This window comes from Staphylococcus sp. HMSC063A07 (assembly GCF_001836955.1).
In the GTDB taxonomy this organism is placed as follows: Bacteria; Bacillota; Bacilli; order Staphylococcales; family Staphylococcaceae; genus Staphylococcus; species Staphylococcus lugdunensis.
Genome location: NZ_KV830924.1, coordinates 25753 through 44244, shown reverse-complemented (window position 1 = coordinate 44244; position 18492 = coordinate 25753). Strand labels below are relative to the sequence as shown.

16 protein-coding genes are annotated in these 18492 nt (G+C 33.9%); 3 read left to right on the top strand and 13 right to left on the bottom strand.

What is annotated here, in order from left to right:
• Positions 1–3: 3 nt before the first annotated feature.
• From pfkA to HMPREF2597_RS06190, 7 genes are all read right to left on the bottom strand, one after another.
• Positions 4–972, bottom strand: a complete 969-nt coding sequence (gene pfkA, locus HMPREF2597_RS06220; RefSeq protein ID WP_002458875.1) for a 6-phosphofructokinase — start codon at positions 970–972, stop codon at positions 4–6.
• Positions 973–1134: 162 nt separating this feature from the next.
• Positions 1135–2079, bottom strand: a complete 945-nt coding sequence (locus HMPREF2597_RS06215) for an acetyl-CoA carboxylase carboxyltransferase subunit alpha (protein WP_002478048.1) — start codon at positions 2077–2079, stop codon at positions 1135–1137.
• Between the two features lies 1 nt (position 2080).
• Complete coding sequence (accD, locus tag HMPREF2597_RS06210; RefSeq protein ID WP_002458873.1) at positions 2081–2938, bottom strand: acetyl-CoA carboxylase, carboxyltransferase subunit beta; 858 nt, start codon at positions 2936–2938, stop codon at positions 2081–2083.
• An 88-nt stretch (positions 2939–3026) separates the two neighbouring features.
• Positions 3027–4256 (bottom strand): NADP-dependent malic enzyme, encoded by a 1230-nt coding sequence (locus HMPREF2597_RS06205; RefSeq protein WP_002478047.1) that lies wholly within the window; start codon positions 4254–4256, stop codon positions 3027–3029.
• Positions 4257–4460: 204 nt separating this feature from the next.
• A complete protein-coding gene (locus tag HMPREF2597_RS06200; protein WP_002478046.1) occupies positions 4461–7655 on the bottom strand; it encodes a DNA polymerase III subunit alpha in 3195 nt (1064 codons plus the stop codon).
• A gap of 19 nt (positions 7656–7674) precedes the next feature.
• Positions 7675–8619, bottom strand: a complete 945-nt coding sequence (locus HMPREF2597_RS06195) for a DHH family phosphoesterase (RefSeq protein ID WP_002478045.1) — start codon at positions 8617–8619, stop codon at positions 7675–7677.
• A gap of 16 nt (positions 8620–8635) precedes the next feature.
• Positions 8636–9937 carry a DRTGG domain-containing protein gene (locus HMPREF2597_RS06190; protein ID WP_002478044.1) on the bottom strand — a complete coding sequence of 434 codons (1302 nt, stop codon included), beginning with the start codon at positions 9935–9937 and terminating at the stop codon, positions 8636–8638.
• Positions 9938–10177: 240 nt separating this feature from the next.
• On the opposite strand from HMPREF2597_RS06190, the gene HMPREF2597_RS06185 reads away from it, so the two are divergent.
• Complete coding sequence (locus HMPREF2597_RS06185) at positions 10178–10591, top strand: universal stress protein (RefSeq protein WP_002478043.1); 414 nt, start codon at positions 10178–10180, stop codon at positions 10589–10591.
• A gap of 81 nt (positions 10592–10672) precedes the next feature.
• Here the strand turns inward: HMPREF2597_RS06185 and HMPREF2597_RS06180 are convergent, their stop codons facing one another.
• Positions 10673–11362, bottom strand: coding sequence for a metal-dependent hydrolase (locus HMPREF2597_RS06180; RefSeq protein ID WP_002478042.1), 690 nt, complete (start codon positions 11360–11362; stop codon positions 10673–10675).
• A gap of 160 nt (positions 11363–11522) precedes the next feature.
• Here HMPREF2597_RS06180 and HMPREF2597_RS06175 point away from each other — a divergent pair, with 160 nt between their 5' ends.
• Positions 11523–12578, top strand: coding sequence for a M24 family metallopeptidase (locus HMPREF2597_RS06175; protein WP_070817237.1), 1056 nt, complete (start codon positions 11523–11525; stop codon positions 12576–12578).
• 56 nt (positions 12579–12634) lie between these two features.
• Here HMPREF2597_RS06175 and ald read toward each other — a convergent pair whose 3' ends face one another.
• A complete protein-coding gene (ald, locus tag HMPREF2597_RS06170; protein WP_002478041.1) occupies positions 12635–13756 on the bottom strand; it encodes an alanine dehydrogenase in 1122 nt (373 codons plus the stop codon).
• Positions 13757–13897: 141 nt separating this feature from the next.
• Between ald and HMPREF2597_RS06165 the strand changes: the two genes are divergently transcribed.
• Complete coding sequence (locus HMPREF2597_RS06165) at positions 13898–14398, top strand: universal stress protein (protein WP_002458864.1); 501 nt, start codon at positions 13898–13900, stop codon at positions 14396–14398.
• Positions 14399–14758: 360 nt separating this feature from the next.
• On the opposite strand, the gene HMPREF2597_RS06160 is transcribed toward HMPREF2597_RS06165, so the two are convergent.
• The 4 genes from HMPREF2597_RS06160 to HMPREF2597_RS06145 all read right to left on the bottom strand — a co-directional run bounded on the left by HMPREF2597_RS06160 (position 14759) and on the right by HMPREF2597_RS06145 (position 18473).
• Positions 14759–15955, bottom strand: a complete 1197-nt coding sequence (locus HMPREF2597_RS06160; protein WP_002458863.1) for an acetate kinase — start codon at positions 15953–15955, stop codon at positions 14759–14761.
• A gap of 81 nt (positions 15956–16036) precedes the next feature.
• On the bottom strand, positions 16037–16984 hold the full coding sequence (locus tag HMPREF2597_RS06155; protein ID WP_002478040.1) for a class I SAM-dependent methyltransferase: 948 nt from the start codon (positions 16982–16984) through the stop codon (positions 16037–16039).
• A 118-nt stretch (positions 16985–17102) separates the two neighbouring features.
• Positions 17103–17597, bottom strand: coding sequence for a thiol peroxidase (tpx, locus tag HMPREF2597_RS06150; protein WP_002478039.1), 495 nt, complete (start codon positions 17595–17597; stop codon positions 17103–17105).
• A gap of 105 nt (positions 17598–17702) precedes the next feature.
• Complete coding sequence (locus HMPREF2597_RS06145) at positions 17703–18473, bottom strand: TSUP family transporter (RefSeq protein ID WP_002458860.1); 771 nt, start codon at positions 18471–18473, stop codon at positions 17703–17705.
• Positions 18474–18492 lie beyond the last annotated feature (19 nt).

The following is an 18492-nucleotide window of genomic DNA, read 5'->3' as shown; positions in this document are numbered from 1 at the left end:
AAATTAAATAGATAGCTTTTTAGCTAGTTCATAAATATCATTGTTAAATTTATGATCTGAAATTTTGAAAATCTCATCGAATGGCGTAGCTGTAAGTTGGTTATGCGTAATACCTACGCCAAGACCAGATTTACCTTGAATTAACAAATCAACTGCATGACCGCCTAACCTTGATGCGAGTACACGGTCAGTGCCTGAAGGGCTTCCACCACGTTGAATGTGACCTAATACTGAAACACGTGTGTCAACGTTTATATATTTCATTAATTCATCCGCACATTCTTGGCCACTCATACAACCTTCAGCAACCATTACAATTGAATGTTTCTTACCACGTTTAATACCACTCTCTATTTTTTCGGCAACGTCTTTAATTTCTGTTTTAACTTCTGGCACCATAATCGTTTCGGCACCTACTGATAGACCAGCCCACAAAGCTAGATCTCCACAATCACGTCCCATTACTTCTACAATAAATGTTCGAGCATGGCTAGAAGCTGTATCCCTTATTTTATCGACACATTCAATGATTGTATTTAATGCTGTGTCAAAACCGATTGTAAAATCAGTACCATTAATATCGTTATCAATCGTACCTGGAACACCTATAGTTTGAATTTCAGGACATTCTTCGCTAATACGTTGTGCGCCTCGATAACTACCATCGCCACCAACGACAACCAGACCTTCAATCCCTCTCTTTCGAAGATTATCTATCCCAACTTTACGATGCTCTGCTTCTTTAAATTGAGGACATCTCGCTGAGTATAAAAATGTACCTCCACGTTGTATGGTATCCCCTACAGAGCCAAGTTCTAATTTATGGATATTATCATCTAGTAAACCTTGGTAACCTTGATAAATGCCATAAACCTCGATGTTGTTGTAAATCGCTGTACGAACAACTGCTCTTACTGCAGCGTTCATACCTGGTGAGTCACCACCGCTAGTTAATACTGCAATTTTTTTCATGACGACATACCTTTCTTAACTAGATTTCTCTTTAACTCTAAATTACCACACTTTTTGGGGTCATTCCATCAATATTATTAAGGTTTATTGATGTAAACGTTTTAATTGTTAAGTTTATATTAAAAGAGTGAAATGGTTACCATTTCACTCTTTTACACTTAATTAATCAACAAATGAACCAATATGTCTGAATTTATTATATCGGTCTTCTGCTAATTGTTTTTTATTTAATTTTGACAATTCAGCAAGTTCGTTTTCAAATGCCGCTTTAATATGTTGTGCTTGAATCTCAATATCTCTATGTGCACCACCTAAAGGTTCTTCAATAACATTATCAATAATCTTTAATTGTAATAAATCATTAGCGGTAATTTTCATCGTTTCAGCTGCCATCTTAGCTAAACTACTATCTTTCCATAGTAATGCTGCAGCGCCTTCTGGTGATATTACAGAATATGTACTATTTTCCAGCATTAAAATGCGATTGGCAACACCAATTCCTAATGCACCACCGCTACCACCTTCACCTATAACAATAGCAATGACAGGGACTGTTAATGATGCCATTTCGATTAAATTTTTCGCTATAGATTCACTTTGCCCACGTTCTTCTGCTGCCTTTCCTGGATAAGCACCTTTCGTATCAATAAATGTAAAGATAGGACGATTAAATTTCTCAGCCTGTTTCATTAATCGTAACGCTTTGCGATAACCTTCTGGGTGAGCCATTCCAAAATTACGATAAATATTATCTTTCGTATCTTTACCGCGTTGTTGACCAATCACAGTTACTGGCATTTCATTTAAGTACGCAATGCCTCCTACCATAGCAGGATCATCACGAAAGTTTCGATCACCGTGAAATTCTATAAATGCATCAAAGATATGTGGAATATAATCCAATAAAGTAGGTCTCTCTTGTAAACGAGCAATTTGAACTCGATCCCAAGGTTTCAAATTTGTATAAATCTTTTTAGTTTCTCTTTTTAATGAAGCCTCTAATAAATCAATTTCATCTTGTAAATCCACATCATTTTTTTGTTGAGATTCTTTTAATGATTCAATTTTGTTCTTTATATCATATAGCGGTTTTTCAAAGTCAAGCATCCTAATTCACCTCTTGATGCATTTTTAAGATTTGGGCTAATGTTTCTTTCATGTCTTTACGATGAACGACTTTATCAAGTTGTCCATGTTCTAATAAAAACTCAGCCGTTTGAAAATCTTCAGGTAATTTTTCATTAATTGTTTGTTCGATAACACGTCGTCCTGCAAATCCGATTAATGCTTTTGGCTCACTCAAGTTGATATCACCAACCGAAGCAAAACTTGCGGAAACCCCACCTGTTGTAGGATGAGTTAAATATGAAATATAGAGTAAACCTGCGTCAGAATGACGTTTTAATGATACGCTTGTTTTACCCATTTGCATTAAAGAAATAATACCCTCTTGCATCCTTGCTCCACCACTTGCAGAGAATAAGATAAAAGGTAATCGATGTTCAGTACAATAATCAATAATGCGACATATTTTTTCACCTACTACCGATCCCATACTCCCCATACGAAACCTTGAATCCATTACAGCAATACCAAATGGTAGATTTTCTAATGTTGCAATGCCAGTGACAACTGCTTCCTGTAAATCTGTCTTTTGTTGATCTTTTTCAATTTTTTCTTCGTAACCTGGAAAATCTAAAGGATTTGCTGATGTCATGCCTTTATCAAATTCTTGAAAACTACCTTCATCAGAGACAGCTTCAATACGTTTATAAGCTGTCAAAGCAATGTGATGGTCACAATTGAAACAGACATTTAAATTTTCCGCTAGTTCTTTTGTATACATAATCTTTTTACATTTAGGACACTTGGTCATAATACCCGCTGGCACATCATTTTGCTTGGAATCCTGTACTGTTAAATATTTCTTTTTCTTACTACTTCTGTTAAAAAAATCTTTAAACATGCATAAACCTCCACGTCACTAAACATCTAAAGCACTATATTATATTTAAAGTTATCTGATATATCTTTAATATCTTATGTTTACTTGCTTATTGTATATCTGTTAGTTTCATCGTTTTATCATAAATTGCTTGTGGTTCAACTTCAATTCGAGCTACACCAGTTTCCATTGCAGCTCTTGCAACTTCTCTAGCAACAGATGGTGCTACACGCTTATCAAATGGATCAGGAATACAATAATCAGGTCTTAATTCATCCGGTTGAATAAGATTCGCAATTGCTTCTACTGCAGCTTTTTTCATTTCTTCATTTATATGCGTTGCTTCAACTTCTAATGCGCCACGGAATATTCCAGGAAAAGCAAGTACATTATTGATTTGATTTGGAAAATCCGACCGACCTGTACCAATAACCTTTGCTCCTGCTTCTTTGGCATCTTCCGGTTTAATCTCAGGATTGGGATTAGCCATAGCAAAAATTATAGCATCTTTAGACATTGATTGTACCATTTCCTTAGTTAATAAATCGGCAATTGATACACCTATAAAAACATCTGCCTCTTTAATAACATCTTGTAAGCTTCCTTCTATTTTATCTTTATTTGTAAATTTAGCAACAAATGATTTTGTTTCATTCATTCCATATGGTCGATTTTCATATATTGCACCTTTAGAATCACACATAATCATATGACGTACGCCATATGCATCCAATAATTTACAAATAGCAATGCCAGCTGCGCCAGCACCATTTAATACTATTTTAATATCAGATAGTGGCTTGTCTACAATTCTTAATGCATTTATAAGTCCAGCCAGAGTAACGATAGCAGTACCGTGTTGATCATCATGGAATACAGGTATATTGGTTTCTTTCTTTAAGCGCTCTTCAATTTCAAAACAACGTGGAGCTGATATATCTTCTAAATTAATGCCTCCATAGTTCGGTGAGATTAATTTGACTGTTTGGATTATTTCTTCAGTGTCAGTAGTATCTAAAGCAATTGGTACACCATTAATACCTGCAAAACTTTTAAATAGTACCGCTTTGCCTTCCATAACAGGAATGCTCGCAGCTGCTCCTATATTACCTAGTCCTAATACAGCTGTACCATCTGTAACCACTGCTACAGTATTTCTCTTAATAGTATAATCATAAACCGTTCTAGGATCTTCGTGTATTTCTTTACAAGGTTCAGCAACACCTGGAGAATAAGCTAAGCTTAATTCTTTTTTATTCGTTACTTTAACGTTGGGTGTAACTTGCAATTTACCTTGATTTTCTTTATGCATCTGTAAAGCGTCATCTCTTAAAGACATTACATCAACCCCTATTCATTTTTTGGATACTTATAATGAAGATGTTGAGACAAAACCACGATTAATCAAACACTCGACCTCTTCTTACGTTTAGAAACAAATCATAATTCTAACCATCATTTTATGTATATAAAAATAGTAAACTCATGATTGTTTACATTTAATCATCAGTTTACTATATCATAATTTAATGTTTGTTAAAAGTTATATAATTCTTATGTCTTCTGGCTTATAGTTATCTATAAGCTGTTCGATTTTACCTTGTTCACGCTCAATGTAGCCAACATTTTGCATTTGTTTCGTAGTTTCATCAAAATAGTTCACATCAATACTTTTAAAAGATTTCTCAGTTTGTAACTGTTGTTTTAATCGTTGTTTATCATTGATATGGCGCAATACAATTTGCTTCGCATGGCTAATCTTGTGCTGCTGATAGTCTTCTAAGTAAGTAATTTGCTGAATAACTAATTGCTGCTTCTGATTACGTTGTTCAAACTTCCCACTGACAATATACATTTCATTTTCTTGTATCTGATTACCATATTGACGGTATTGCTCTGGAAAAATCACACCATCAATAACTTTAATACCATCATTTACAACAACAAAAGCCATTTGTTGGCCTTTCTTCGTCCTTATCTGTTTGATTTGATCGAACTGCACAAGAATAGGTTGATGATTAGCAGCATTAGCCAATGTATAAATTCCTAAGAACTGTTTGCGATGAAACATTTTTTCAACTGGATGTTGTGAAATATAAAACCCAAGATATTCTTTTTCATACGTGCTTAACTGTAAATCATTCAATTCTTCTCGTTCCTCAATCTCATCTTTAGGGGTCATACCCGCAATGTCAAAAATATCTAAACCAACATGTGTAATATCATCGACTGCTTCATCTATCATTTGAAGTGATGTTGCGCGATTGTGCCCCAGCGAATCAAATGCCCCTACTAAAATTAAAGACTCTAAAAGTTTACGTGTTTTTATACGTTTGGGTATGCGTTTAGAAAAATCTTTAAAACTTTTAAAATTTCCTTGTTCTTTTCTATTATTTACGATTGTTTTCACGCTTTGATAGCCTACACCTTTAATTGCACCTAAAGATAGGTAAATACCTTGTGGTGTTGCTTTATAAAACCAATGACTATGATTAATATGTGGTGGTAAAATTGCAATTCCCTGTATCTTTGCTTCTTCAATAATTGCCGCTGTTTTTTGCTCATTTCCTACAACATTACTTAAAATATTAGCGTAAAAGTAATGTGGATAGTGTACTTTTAAATACGACATGATATAAGCTATTTTAGAATAACTAACTGCATGCGCTCTAGGGAAACCATAATCAGCAAATTTTAAAATTAAATCAAAGATTTGTTTACTTATTTGTTCTTCATAGCCATTTCTTTGGGCGCCTTCAACAAAATGTTGTCGTTCATTTTCTAATACAGCACGATTTTTCTTGCTCATTGCACGTCTTAATATATCCGCTTCTCCATAACTGAAGCCAGCAAATCGACTAGCAATTTGCATAATCTGCTCTTGATAAATGATAACACCATATGTACTTTTTAAAATGGGCTCTAAATCTGGATGTAAGTATGCTACCTTTGATGGTTCGTGACGTCGTGTAATATATGTGGGTATTTCTTCCATTGGACCCGGACGATATAAAGAAGTTACTGCAACAATATCTTCAAAGTGTTGCGGTTTCAAGCGCTGTAACACGTGACGGACGCCTTCTGATTCTAGTTGGAAAATACCTGTTGTTTCACCTTGTGATAACAGTGCAAATACTTTAGGATCATCGAAAGGTATTGCTTCAATATCGATCTCAACATTTAAATCATATTTAACTTGTGTCACTATTTGATGGATAATAGATAGATTACGCAATCCTAAAAAGTCAATTTTTAATAATCCTAAACGTTCTGCTTCTGTCATTGTCCATTGAGTCAATAATCCTGTATCACCTATTGTTAAAGGAACGAAATTAAATAAAGGTTGGTCGTTAATAATAATTCCTGCAGCATGTGTAGATGTATGACGCGGTAATCCTTCTAATTTCTTACATAGTTCAAACCATTTTTCATGTCGATAATTGCGATGAACAAAGTCTTTGAATTTATCATTGTCATAGGCTTGGTTTAACGTAATACCTAATTGATGAGGAATAAGTTTTGATATTTCAGCAAGTGTAATTTCATCAAATCCCATAATTCGACCTACATCTCTTGCAACAGCCCTTGCCAATAGATGTCCAAAGGTAACAATTCCTGACACATGATATTCGCCATATTTTTGTTGCACATACTCAATGACGCGCTCACGTCTCGTGTCTTCAAAATCAATATCAATATCTGGCATCGTAACACGTTCAGGATTTAAAAATCGCTCAAACAGCAAATTATATTTTATAGGATCAATCGTTGTTATTCCCAATAAATAGCTAACTAATGATCCTGCAGAAGATCCACGGCCCGGTCCTACCATTACATCATGGGTTTTGGCATAATGAATTAAGTCACTAACAATCAGAAAATAGTCTTCAAATCCCATATTTGTAATGATTTTAAATTCATGGTTTAGTCTGTCTATATAATTTTTTTGATTTAATTGTAATGTTTTTAAACGCTGCACAAGCTGTTTCCATAGGTATGCTTTAGAACTACTATTATCTGGTGTTTTAAATTGTGGCAACAATGATTGATGATATTGTATTTCTGCATTACACTTTTCAGCTAATGCTTGCGTTTGTGCCCACTCCTCTTGTGAAACTGTCAATTCGTCTAGCTCACTAGCTTCGAGGAAATGTTCATTTAAATTATCCATCTCATTAACTAAATCTAACTTTTCATTCAATTTAATAGCCTGAAGGGCGGCAATGGTATCTGCATCATTATCATTTAAATAACGTGCAGTTCGTAACCAGACTCGTGGCAATCCAAAATCATTTTTGCTATCACTATTTACATATATAAACTCATCATTTAAAAATTTTTCTAATATATGTCCGTGCTTTTGTTCTACTTGTTTAAAAACAATAGCAATGTTGCTTTGGTATTTAGTAATCCATTCAAATGGCACCAATGATTTATCTTTCATTTTGATAGCTGAAGATAACTGGTACATCGCTGTTAATCCTTCATTATTTAACGCATAAAGTACAGCTTCTACAGAAGATAATCCATCAGTAATATAGACAGTCATCCCAAAGATAGGTTTAATATTGGCAGACACACACGCGTCATAAAATTTTGGATAGCCATATAACACATTGGTATCAGTAATAGCTAATGCTGTATAACCTTGCTTTGAAGCTTTAGCCACAACATCTTCAATTTTTAAACTTGAATTCAACAAATCATATGACGTATGAATATTAAGATGTACAACCAATATTAACACTCCTTTCTTTTTAAACAGTTAGCTTTTGACGTAACAATCGTGCAAGTTGTTCAAATTCTTCCCAAGAATATACAGAGGCACCTGATGCATTGGGATGTCCACCACCATCAAATTGAGCGGCTACATCATTAATTGTGATACCTTTTGACCGTATTCGACAACGAATCTGTTCACCCTCATCGACTGCAAATACCCAAATTTTCAATCCTTTAATATCAGCTACTGTATTTACAAACTGTGATGCTTCATTCGGTTTAATATGATAATGGTCAAGTACATCATTTGTAATCTTGATCTGACAAAATGCATCATCATCTTTAAGTTGGAAATTTTGTAAAACATAACCTTGAAACGGCATTAATTTCGGATCTTTCTCAGATAATTTATTCAACTCTGCATTATGATTAAATGGGAAAGTTAATAAAAAACTAGCTACTTTCATTGTATGAGGCGTTGTATTATTAAATAAGAAACGACCCGTATCACCAACAATACCTAAATACAATACCCGCGCTATTTTAGAAGACATTAAATAATTGTCATTAAAATGTGCAATCATATCATAAATAATCTCACTTGTAGACGAAGCTTTGTCGTTTACATAGTTGATGTCCCCATATTGATCTACTGGTGGATGGTGATCTATTTTAATCAAAGACTTACCTAAATTATATCGTAAATCATCAATTCTTGGTGCATTTGCTGTATCGCAAATAATGACAAGTGCATCTTGATAATCTCTATCTGAGATTGAATCTAAATCCCCTATAAATGACAATGATGGCTCAGCTTCTCCAGTAGCAAAAATGCGCTTATCAGGAAACTTAGCTTGCAAATAATACTTTAAGCCTAGTTGTGAACCATAAGCATCTGGATCTGGCCTTACATGACGGTGTATAATGATTGTCTTCGCACGTTCTATTTCATCCATAATTTGATTCCATATTTTTTCCATAATCCAACTCCCCTAATTAGATAATATCTTCAAACATTTGACACATTATCATACCTTTAGCAACTTTTTGATTATTACAATTCATCGCTACTTCAAGTTTTGCAAAATTCCGTCCAACATCTAATATATCGTATTTAACTTCAATTGAAGATTCGATTGTAACAGTTTTAATATATATAATATTTAAACTTTCAATCATCACATCGACTTTTTTATATTTTCTCATTTTATATTGCACTGTTTCTTCTATAATTGCTACAAAGACCGCTTTACTTAATGTACCATATTGATTAGTTAGTAATGGTGATACTTCAACAGCAATTGATTCTGGAGTAACTGCAATATGTTTAGCAATTTGGTCGTTGATTGTCTCACCAATTTGTGGTTGCCGTCCTAATAATTGCATAGATTTCAAAACATCTTCTCTTGTGATAACACCTAATATTTTCTTGTTAGTTGTAGTTACTGGAAGTATTTCAATTCCTTCCCAAATCATCATATGTGCACAGCTCGCCACAGTCGTTGATAATTCAACATTTATAGGTGGTTTTGTCATCACACTTTGTATGACATCATCATGGTCCATATCGATGGTTTCTTTGCTCGTAATAATGCCTACTAGTTTCCAATTTTGATCCACAACAGGAAAACGACTATGGCCAGTAGTCTTTGCTTTTTCTTTATACTCTTTTAGACCCATGTGCGAAAAAATTACGGTCGTTTCATTAACTGGTTTAACAATATCTTCAACAATCAAAATTTCTTTACGAATAATTTGATTAAACATGGCCCTGTTAATAATATTTGCAACTAAAAATGTATCATAGTTTGACGATAAAATAGGTAATTGATGCTCATTAGCGTAATTTATTATTCTTTTTGACGTCTTAAAGCCACCGGTAATTAAAACAGCACATCCTCTTTTCAACGCTTCAAATTGTGCATCTTCTCTGTTTCCAACAATAAGTAGTGTCTGTTTACTAATATATTTTATCAAATCTCTAATTTCCATTGCACCAATCGCAAATTTTGACACTGTTTTGTGCAGTCCTTGTCTACCACCTATAACTTCGCCGTCAATCATCTTAACGATTTCGCTGAAAGTTAAGTTTTCAATTTCATCACGTTTCTTCTTTTCAACTCGAACTGTGCCTACACGATCTATCGTCGTCACTAAGCCAAGTTGTCCAGCATCCTTAATCGCTCGATAAGCCGTGCCTTCTGATACTTCTAACACTTTAGCAATTTTTCTGACCGAAATTCTTTGACCTACTGATAAGGCTTCGATATAAGCTAAAATTTGTTCATGTTTAGTCATTTTAATACCTCTACTATTTTTGGAGATTGTTATATGTATTATAACTTTTTAAAGCTAAAAAATCGATTTAATATCACAAAAAATAAAGCCTTTTAATTAAAATGCTCACCTTATTCTTTAATTACATATTATTCATTACTTATAAAGTTATTTTATTTTGAATAAAGTTTATTTTTCACACAATTATTATTGGAAAACAAGCATAATTCTACTACAATAAGGGTGAGGAGGGATGTATCTATGTATAAAAATATTTTATTGGGTGTAGATATTCAACTTAAAAACGAAAAAGCATTAAAAGAAGTGTCCAAATTAGCTGGTAAAGATACTGTGGTTACTATTTTAAACGCTATTGGAGAACAAGATGCTCAAGCATCTATAAGAGCTGGTGTTCATCTTGATAAGCTATGCGAAGATCGTGACAAAGGTCTTGCAAAAACAAGAAAAATACTCGATGACTACGGTATTAAATATGACCAAATTATTGTGCGTGGCAGTGCAAAAGAAGAATTACTTAAGCACGCAAATAGTGGCAAATACGATATCGTTGTTTTAAGTAACCGCAAAGCTGAAGAACAAAAGAAATTTGTTCTCGGTAGTGTCAGTCATAAGGTAGCTAAGCGCGCACACATCCCTGTATTAATCGTTAAATAGTTTCAATTCTGTATGAATATTAAAAAGGACTCAGTTATCACTAAGGTTTCTGAGTCCTTAAACTTTTACACTAATTCTATCTTAAAACTTAACCGCTTCACCTGGTTCAAGTATTTGTACATCACCATATGTTACAGCTTCTTTAAATTCTTGTGGATTTTGTTCAATTAATGGGAATGTATTGTAGTGTATTGGTACAGAAATTTTGGGTTGAATAAATTCATTAATCGCATAGCTTGCATCATCAATCCCCATTGTGTAATTATCACCTATTGGAATGAAGCAAACATCTACAGGATGACGTTGTGCAATCAACTTCATATCGCTGAATAGACCTGTATCTCCTGTATGATAAATTGTCTTACCTTCTGTTTCAATAATTACACCCATCGGCATACCCAAGTAGATTGGAATTCCGTCCTCATTTGTTAGGCTTGAACTATGGAAGGCTTGGACATATTTCACAGTTCCAAATTCGAATTCTGCCTTTCCTCCAATATTCATACCGCGAACATTTTCTACACCTTTGTTTGTAGTTAAATAACCCTCTAATTCTGCTGAACCAATCACCGTAGCATGATTACGATTTGCTAATTCAACCGTATCACCAAAATGATCTTCGTGTGCATGAGTTAATATAATATAATCAACCTCTAACGTTTGTTCATCTAAGTCACACTTGTCATTACCTGAAATAAAAGGATCGATAATAACTTTTTTACCGTTGCTCTCAAAATAAACTGTTGATTGTCCGTGAAATGAAAGTTTCATCATATTTCCTCCTTAAAACGTCTGTAATTTAGTTATACCCTACATATTACAATTTTAACAATAAATTATAAGTTAAAGATAGGATTCATTAATGAGTATATTTTGAAAAATAACCTAAATAGCCGTATTATGGATTTAAGATGATTTAGGAGGTAAACACATGACAAACACAGATACAATCATTGAAACGTTAAAGGATCAGCAAGCTGACGCTGCATGGATTACAACACCACTTAATATCTTTTATTTTACTGGTTATCGCAGTGAACCACATGAACGATTATTTGCTCTGCTAATTAAAAAAAATGGAGAACAAATATTATACTGTCCTAAAATGGAAGTTGAAGAAGTAAAAGCATCTCCCTTTGAAGGTAAAATCATTGGCTATCTAGATACTGAAAATCCATTTAATTTAATGACACAAACATTTAATAAAATGTTGATAGAAAGTGAGCATTTAACTGTTAAACGACAACGTGAATTGGCACAAGGCTTTAACGTAAAATCATTTGATGACATTGATTTTACTATTAAACAGTTAAGAAATATTAAATCAGCTTCTGAAATTGAAAACATCAAAAAAGCGGCCCAACTCGCTGATAAATGTATAGAAATTGGTGTTTCTTTCTTAAGAGTTGGTGTAAAAGAACGCGATGTTGTAAATCATATTGAAAATGAAATTAAAAAATATGGTGTTTCTGAAATGAGTTTTGATACCATGGTATTATTTGGCAACCATGCTGCATCACCTCATGGCACACCAGGAGATCGTGAGTTACAAGACAATGAATATGTCCTCTTTGATTTAGGTGTAATCGTTAACCACTATTGCAGTGATATGACTCGAACTGTGAAATTCGGTACACCTGAAAATCAAGCACAGGAAATATATGATATTGTATTAAAAGCGGAAACAACTGCAATTAAAGCTATTAAGCCAGGTGTAAAGCTTAAAGCAATTGATAAAATAGCACGAGATATTATTTCTGAGGCAGGTTATGGAGAATATTTCCCACATCGTTTAGGACATGGACTTGGATTAGAAGAGCATGAATATCAAGATGTTTCTAGTACAAATGAAAACGTATTAGAAGCTGGAATGGTCATAACAATTGAGCCTGGTATTTATGTACCTAACGTAGCAGGAGTAAGAATTGAAGACGATATTCTAGTTACTGAAAATGGTTATGAAATACTTACGCGTTATGATAAATAGAATATTGCTATACTAAAACGTCCGGATAACTTTAATCCGGACGTTTTTCACCTCAATTATTTTTCTTTAAGCGCATCTTCAACTGAAAGGTATTCTAAATTAAATGCTTCAGCAACACCTTTATTTGTAACATGACCTTTATACGTATTTAAACCTTGAGACAATGGATGGTTAGCTTTAAATGCTTCTTTATACCCCTTATTAGCTAGTAATTGTGCGTATGGTAGTGTTGCATTATTCAATGCAATCGTTGATGTGCGTGGTACTGCTCCAGGCATATTCGCAACTGCATAGTGCACCACGCCATGTTTAATATACGTAGGATCATCATGTGTCGTAATTTTATCTGTCGTTTCGAAGATACCACCTTGGTCTATGGCAATATCAACTACGACCGCGCCATCTTTCATTTGTTTAATCATATCTTCTGTAACAAGATTTGGTGCTTTAGCTCCTGGAATAAGTACTGCACCAATAACTAAGTCACTTTCTTTCACTGCATTTTCAATATTAAGTGGGTTTGACATAATAGTATGAATACGACCATCAAATAAATCATCAAGTTCCTGTAATCGCTTAGGATTTACATCTAAAATTGTTACATCTGCACCTAAACCAAGTGCAATCTTAGCAGCATTTGTACCAGCTTGTCCTCCACCAATGATTGATACACGTGCTTTAGGTACCCCTGGAACACCACCTAGCAAGATGCCCATTCCGCCTTTAACTTTTTGTAAAAATTCTGCACCAATTTGAGCTGACATTCGACCTGCAACTTCACTCATTGGTGTAAGCAATGGTAATGAACGATCTGGTAATTGCACTGTTTCATATGCTATCCCAACAACTTTTTTATCGATAAGTGCCTGTGTTAATTTTTCTTCATTAGCCAGATGTAAGTAAGTAAATAAAATAAGACCTTCTTTAAAATATTGATATTCTGATTCCAATGGTTCTTTTACTTTGATAACCATTTCAACATCCCAAACATCAGATGCATCATTTATAATTTTGGCACCTGCTTGTTCATAATCAATATCTTCAAAAAATGAGCCCATACCAGCGTTAGTTTCAACAAGAACTTCATGCCCTTGCTCAACTAAAGCATGCACACCGCTGGGTGATAAGCCCACTCTGTTTTCATTGTTTTTTATTTCTTTTGGAATCCCTATTTTCATTCCTTCCACCTCCATCCATATCGTAACGCTATCACTATGAAAGCGCAATCAAAATATACACAAAATTGTAAAACTATATTAATTTAATATTCTGTAAATTGTGGTAAAATAAAATTAAGAAAAGCGAAAGGGGCAACCGCAATGTTAACTTATAAAAATATTCTAATCGCAGTAGATGGATCACATGAAGCTGAATGGGCTTTTAACAAAGCTGTAGATGTTGCAAAACGTAATGAGGCTAAATTAACGATTGTTAACATCATTGATTCAAGAACGTATTCTTCATATGAAGTGTATGATGCTCAGTTTACTGAGAAATCTAAAAACTTCTCAGAGGATTTACTGAGAGGCTATAAAGAAGTTGCTACAAAAGCAGGTGTTCCAACAGTTGAAACGCGTTTGGAATTCGGTTCACCAAAAGCTATTATTCCAAAAAAACTAGCATCTGAATTACATGCAGATTTAATTATGTGCGGTACATCAGGTCTTAATGCAGTTGAACGATTTATCGTTGGCTCTGTTTCAGAAGCTATTGTACGTCATGCACCATGTGACGTATTAGTGGTTCGTACTGAAGAAATCCCAGAAGATTTCCAACCACAAGTGGCTACAGCAGAACTTCGTAAGCAATATCAAGCGTAATTAAATCACTTTTATTTATATTATATTGACGAGGCAAAGACATAAATGTCTTTGCCCTTTTTTGTTACTATATTAAACGATACTAAGACATAGCTAAGTGCTTTTAAGTTCGAATTCCATAGGCGACACACTCACATGAGAAAAAAGAACAGGGAGTCCAAAGCACAGTAAAGCTGGTTAAACCTTTTTTAGCAAAGCAAGTTGGGTAGCTGAAGTTCTCACCTATGTATGAGAAACAACAATTCACAATATTGAGTATAAAAGAAACACAAAGCTAATTTATGTCAAACCTGTAATACACCCTTATAATTAAAGGAGACGTCCCTATTTCAGAAACGTCTCCTTTTTAACTTTAAATTATTATAAATCGCCAAATTTAACTGTGTCTCTTGCAATCATAACTTCTTCATTTGTTGGAATAACTAAGACTTTTACTGGTGAATGTGGGTAATTGATAAAGGCTTCTTTACCACGTAATCCTTCATTCTTCTTAGGATCCCAATATACGCCCATAAATTCTAAGCCCTCAAGAACTTTTGCACGAACAACATCAGAGTTTTCTCCAACACCAGCTGTGAATACAATGACATCAACCCCATGCATTCTTGTAGCGTACGAACCAATGTATTTATGAATTCTCTCTGCAAAGACATCTAAAGCAATTTGTGCACGTTTATTACCTTCTTGAGCATCTCCTTCAAGGTCACGCAAGTCACTTGAAGTACCAGAAATACCTAATAAACCAGATTCTTTATTCAATACATTTAGAACTTCTTCAGCTGATTTATTTGTTTTTTCCATAATAAAAGGAATAAGTGCTGGGTCAATATTTCCTGAACGTGTACCCATAGTCACACCAGCTAAAGGTGTGAAGCCCATAGAAGTATCAATAGATTCTCCACCATCAATAGCTGCAATTGAGGCACCATTACCAATATGACATGTAATAATACGTAATTCTTCAATTGGTTTACCTAATAACTCTGCAGCACGTTGTGAGACATACTTATGACTCGTACCATGGAAACCATATTTACGAATGCCATAATCTTCGTAATATTGATAAGGTAAGCTATATAAATAAGCTTGTTCTGGCATTGTTTGATGGAATGAAGTATCAAATACTGCCACATGTGGAATATTAGGTAATAATTTTTTAAATGCTCTAATTCCCATCAAATTAGCTGGGTTGTGAAGCGGTGCTAATTCAGATAATGATTCAATTTGTTTCTCTACTTCATCAGTTACAAGAGCTGATGTTGGGAACAATTCACCACCATGAACAACACGGTGACCAGTTCCTTCAATATCATTGATATTTTCGATGAAGCCATGTTTTTCAAAACTATCTAACATGATATTAACTGCTTCTTCATGATCTTTAATATCTCTTACTTCTTTTACTTTTTCATCATTTACTTCTACAGTAAAAATTGAATCCTTTAATCCAATACGTTCAATTAAACCTTTTGTTACTAATTTTTCTTCAGGCATTCTAATCAATTGAAATTTCAAAGAAGAACTACCAGCGTTAATCGCCAAAATTAATTTCGACATTTGTCCTTGGCCTCCATTTTTTATAATAGTATCCTATACTATTTAACCATTAATACAGTAGTAATTCAAGAGTAATACAGTTTAATTTTCTGGATGATTTGTTACTAACCAGTCATTCAATTCAGCAATAAATGATTGAAATTGATGTGGATTCTTAAAATCAGGTATATTAGCCAATAAAACTTCAACCGATTTAGTCACATGTGGTTTTTTCTTTTGTAAAATTAAAATAGATTTGCGCGCATGTTCACTTTTAAACAGTGTTTTAGGTAAGTTTAAAAATGCTTGCATTTCTGTTTCTGTAGCAATAAAATTCTGCAGCTGTTGTACCCTATCCCCTTCAAATATAGAGCTAGGTACTACTAAAAATGCATAACCACCTTGACGTAAAGCTGTTACACTCTGTTCAATCAATAAATGATGCGAAAAACTATGTCCTTCTTTAAATCCTAAAACCATATCTTTACTCCGTTCGTCAACAGGATAATATCCAATAGGAAAATCTCCAATCACAACGTCGGCTTCTTCTAAAGGTAGTGGCATGATAGCATCTTGAGGATATACATCAAAAGGTATTTCTAAAAAGTTCGCTAAATGGACACTTACTCTTGATAACACGGGATCAACTTCAATAAGATGATGCATGAGCGTCGATTCTTTCAATACTTCATTTACTGTTGCGCTTAAATGGCCAGCACCACTTGCCATATCAACAACATGTAATTCTTGCGATTTTGCCATAAACTTTTGAACTAAAAATCCCAAAATCAATCCTATTGAGTCAGGGGTGATTTGATGATTGGCCTGTATTGTTTCTTCCTGTAATAAACTTAAATAGGCAAATTGAAAGGCTTTACGACGATCTTGTAATGTAGCTTGTTCAAGTAAATCTCGACGCTGTTGATACACATATTCCATCGCTAATCCTAGATTTTCGATAAAGCTTTGTCCATTTTCTTTATTCAAGCTCTTAGCCTTTTCATCAAGCGTTTTAAATAACGTTTCCATGATGGTTTCTTGTTCTTGCATGATAACGAGACTTCCTTTCTCATAAAAAATGTCCACATTATTTCTTGAGAAGTCAATATCTTTATGTTCTCATCGATTGAAATAACTGTGGACACATCAATTTAATATTATTAACAGATTATATTTGTTGATATGCTTCTAATGCAGCATCAAAGTTTGGAAAATCAGTGTTTTCACTTACAATTTCTTTATATACAACTTTATTATTTTTATCTAAGACGAATACTGCTCGATTTAATAATCGCATTTCTTCGATAACTACACCAAAATTTTTACCGAATGAAAGTTCTTTATGGTCACTTAACGTAATGACATTATCTAAACCATTCGCTGCACACCATCTCTTTTGTGCAAAAGGTAAATCTACAGAAATCGTTAATACAACACCGTCTTCTTTCGCTGCTTCTTCATTAAATTTACGCGTTTGTTGATCGCAAACACCAGTATCTATAGAAGGAACCACACTAATTAATTTCTTTTGTCCTTGATAAGTATCTAATGTTACCTCACTTAAATCATTAGCCAATACTGTGAAATTCGGCGCTTGATCTCCTTGTTGTACTTCTGAACCTAATAAATGAATAGGTTGGTTATTGAATGTGACTTCAGCCATAATCGATGACCTCCTAATAATGTTATATACTTCATATATGTCATCATACGCCATACATAATTACAAAATCAATCATTTAATCTATAAAGAAAGTACTATTTTTTCTTATAACCAATCTCTGACATAATCAAAAATATTTTTTAATATTAACATTGAAGTGACAGTGACAAATAATAATTTTATATATCCTACACCCTTGGCAATCGCAAAGCGCGCACCAACATATGATCCAACAATCATGCTTATAGCCATAATGAAACCAATCATATAATCAACATGCCCCAAAATCATAAACAAGATAAGTGCACCTATATTTGACGCAAAATTCAAAACTTTAGCATTTCCAGCTGCACTTAAAAAATCAAAACCAAATAGCAATAATACAAACAGCATAAATGAACCCGTACCTCCACCCAAAAAACCATCATAAAAACCAATAATAAGCATGAGTGTTACAAAAATTATTGCTTTTACAGGCGTTAATTTAGTAAAAGTACGTACACTTCCCCAATCTTTTTTCACTAGTGTATATACCATTACTAATGTCAATATGATAATAATTAATGGTTTAAGTACTTCTGCCGGCAGAAAGATAGCTAAACTAGCCCCTCCAGCTGCAAATATGAATACAAATGGAAAGAGCTTGAGAACGATGTTCAAATCCACATGTCCGGACCGAATAAATTTAATCGTACTCGTCAAGGATCCAAAACTGCTTGCAAGTTTATTTGTACCTAATGCTAATGCAGGTGGTAAACCAATTGCCAACAAAGCGGGCGTTGATATTAAGCCACCCCCACCTACAACAGCATCAATGAATGCAGCTAAAAAGCCAAATAAAATGATAATTAAAACAATGTAAATATTTATATCCATCACAGCATCCCCTTACACT

Bases quoted from the DNA above. Each gene is read 5' to 3' on its own strand.
- pfkA (WP_002458875.1), bottom strand. From the start codon at position 972: ATGAAAAAAATTGCAGTATTAACTAGCGGTGGTGACTCACCAGGTATG.
- HMPREF2597_RS06215 (WP_002478048.1), bottom strand. From the start codon at position 2,079: ATGCTTGACTTTGAAAAACCGCTATATGATATAAAGAACAAAATTGAA.
- accD (WP_002458873.1), bottom strand. From the start codon at position 2,938: ATGTTTAAAGATTTTTTTAACAGAAGTAGTAAGAAAAAGAAATATTTA.
- HMPREF2597_RS06205 (WP_002478047.1), bottom strand. From the start codon at position 4,256: ATGTCTTTAAGAGATGACGCTTTACAGATGCATAAAGAAAATCAAGGT.
- HMPREF2597_RS06195 (WP_002478045.1), bottom strand. From the start codon at position 8,619: ATGGAAAAAATATGGAATCAAATTATGGATGAAATAGAACGTGCGAAG.
- HMPREF2597_RS06190 (WP_002478044.1), bottom strand. From the start codon at position 9,937: ATGACTAAACATGAACAAATTTTAGCTTATATCGAAGCCTTATCAGTA.
- HMPREF2597_RS06185 (WP_002478043.1), top strand. From the start codon at position 10,178: ATGTATAAAAATATTTTATTGGGTGTAGATATTCAACTTAAAAACGAA.
- HMPREF2597_RS06180 (WP_002478042.1), bottom strand. From the start codon at position 11,362: ATGAAACTTTCATTTCACGGACAATCAACAGTTTATTTTGAGAGCAAC.
- HMPREF2597_RS06175 (WP_070817237.1), top strand. From the start codon at position 11,523: ATGACAAACACAGATACAATCATTGAAACGTTAAAGGATCAGCAAGCT.
- ald (WP_002478041.1), bottom strand. From the start codon at position 13,756: ATGAAAATAGGGATTCCAAAAGAAATAAAAAACAATGAAAACAGAGTG.
- HMPREF2597_RS06165 (WP_002458864.1), top strand. From the start codon at position 13,898: ATGTTAACTTATAAAAATATTCTAATCGCAGTAGATGGATCACATGAA.
- HMPREF2597_RS06160 (WP_002458863.1), bottom strand. From the start codon at position 15,955: ATGTCGAAATTAATTTTGGCGATTAACGCTGGTAGTTCTTCTTTGAAA.
- HMPREF2597_RS06155 (WP_002478040.1), bottom strand. From the start codon at position 16,984: ATGCAAGAACAAGAAACCATCATGGAAACGTTATTTAAAACGCTTGAT.
- tpx (WP_002478039.1), bottom strand. From the start codon at position 17,597: ATGGCTGAAGTCACATTCAATAACCAACCTATTCATTTATTAGGTTCA.
- HMPREF2597_RS06145 (WP_002458860.1), bottom strand. From the start codon at position 18,473: ATGGATATAAATATTTACATTGTTTTAATTATCATTTTATTTGGCTTT.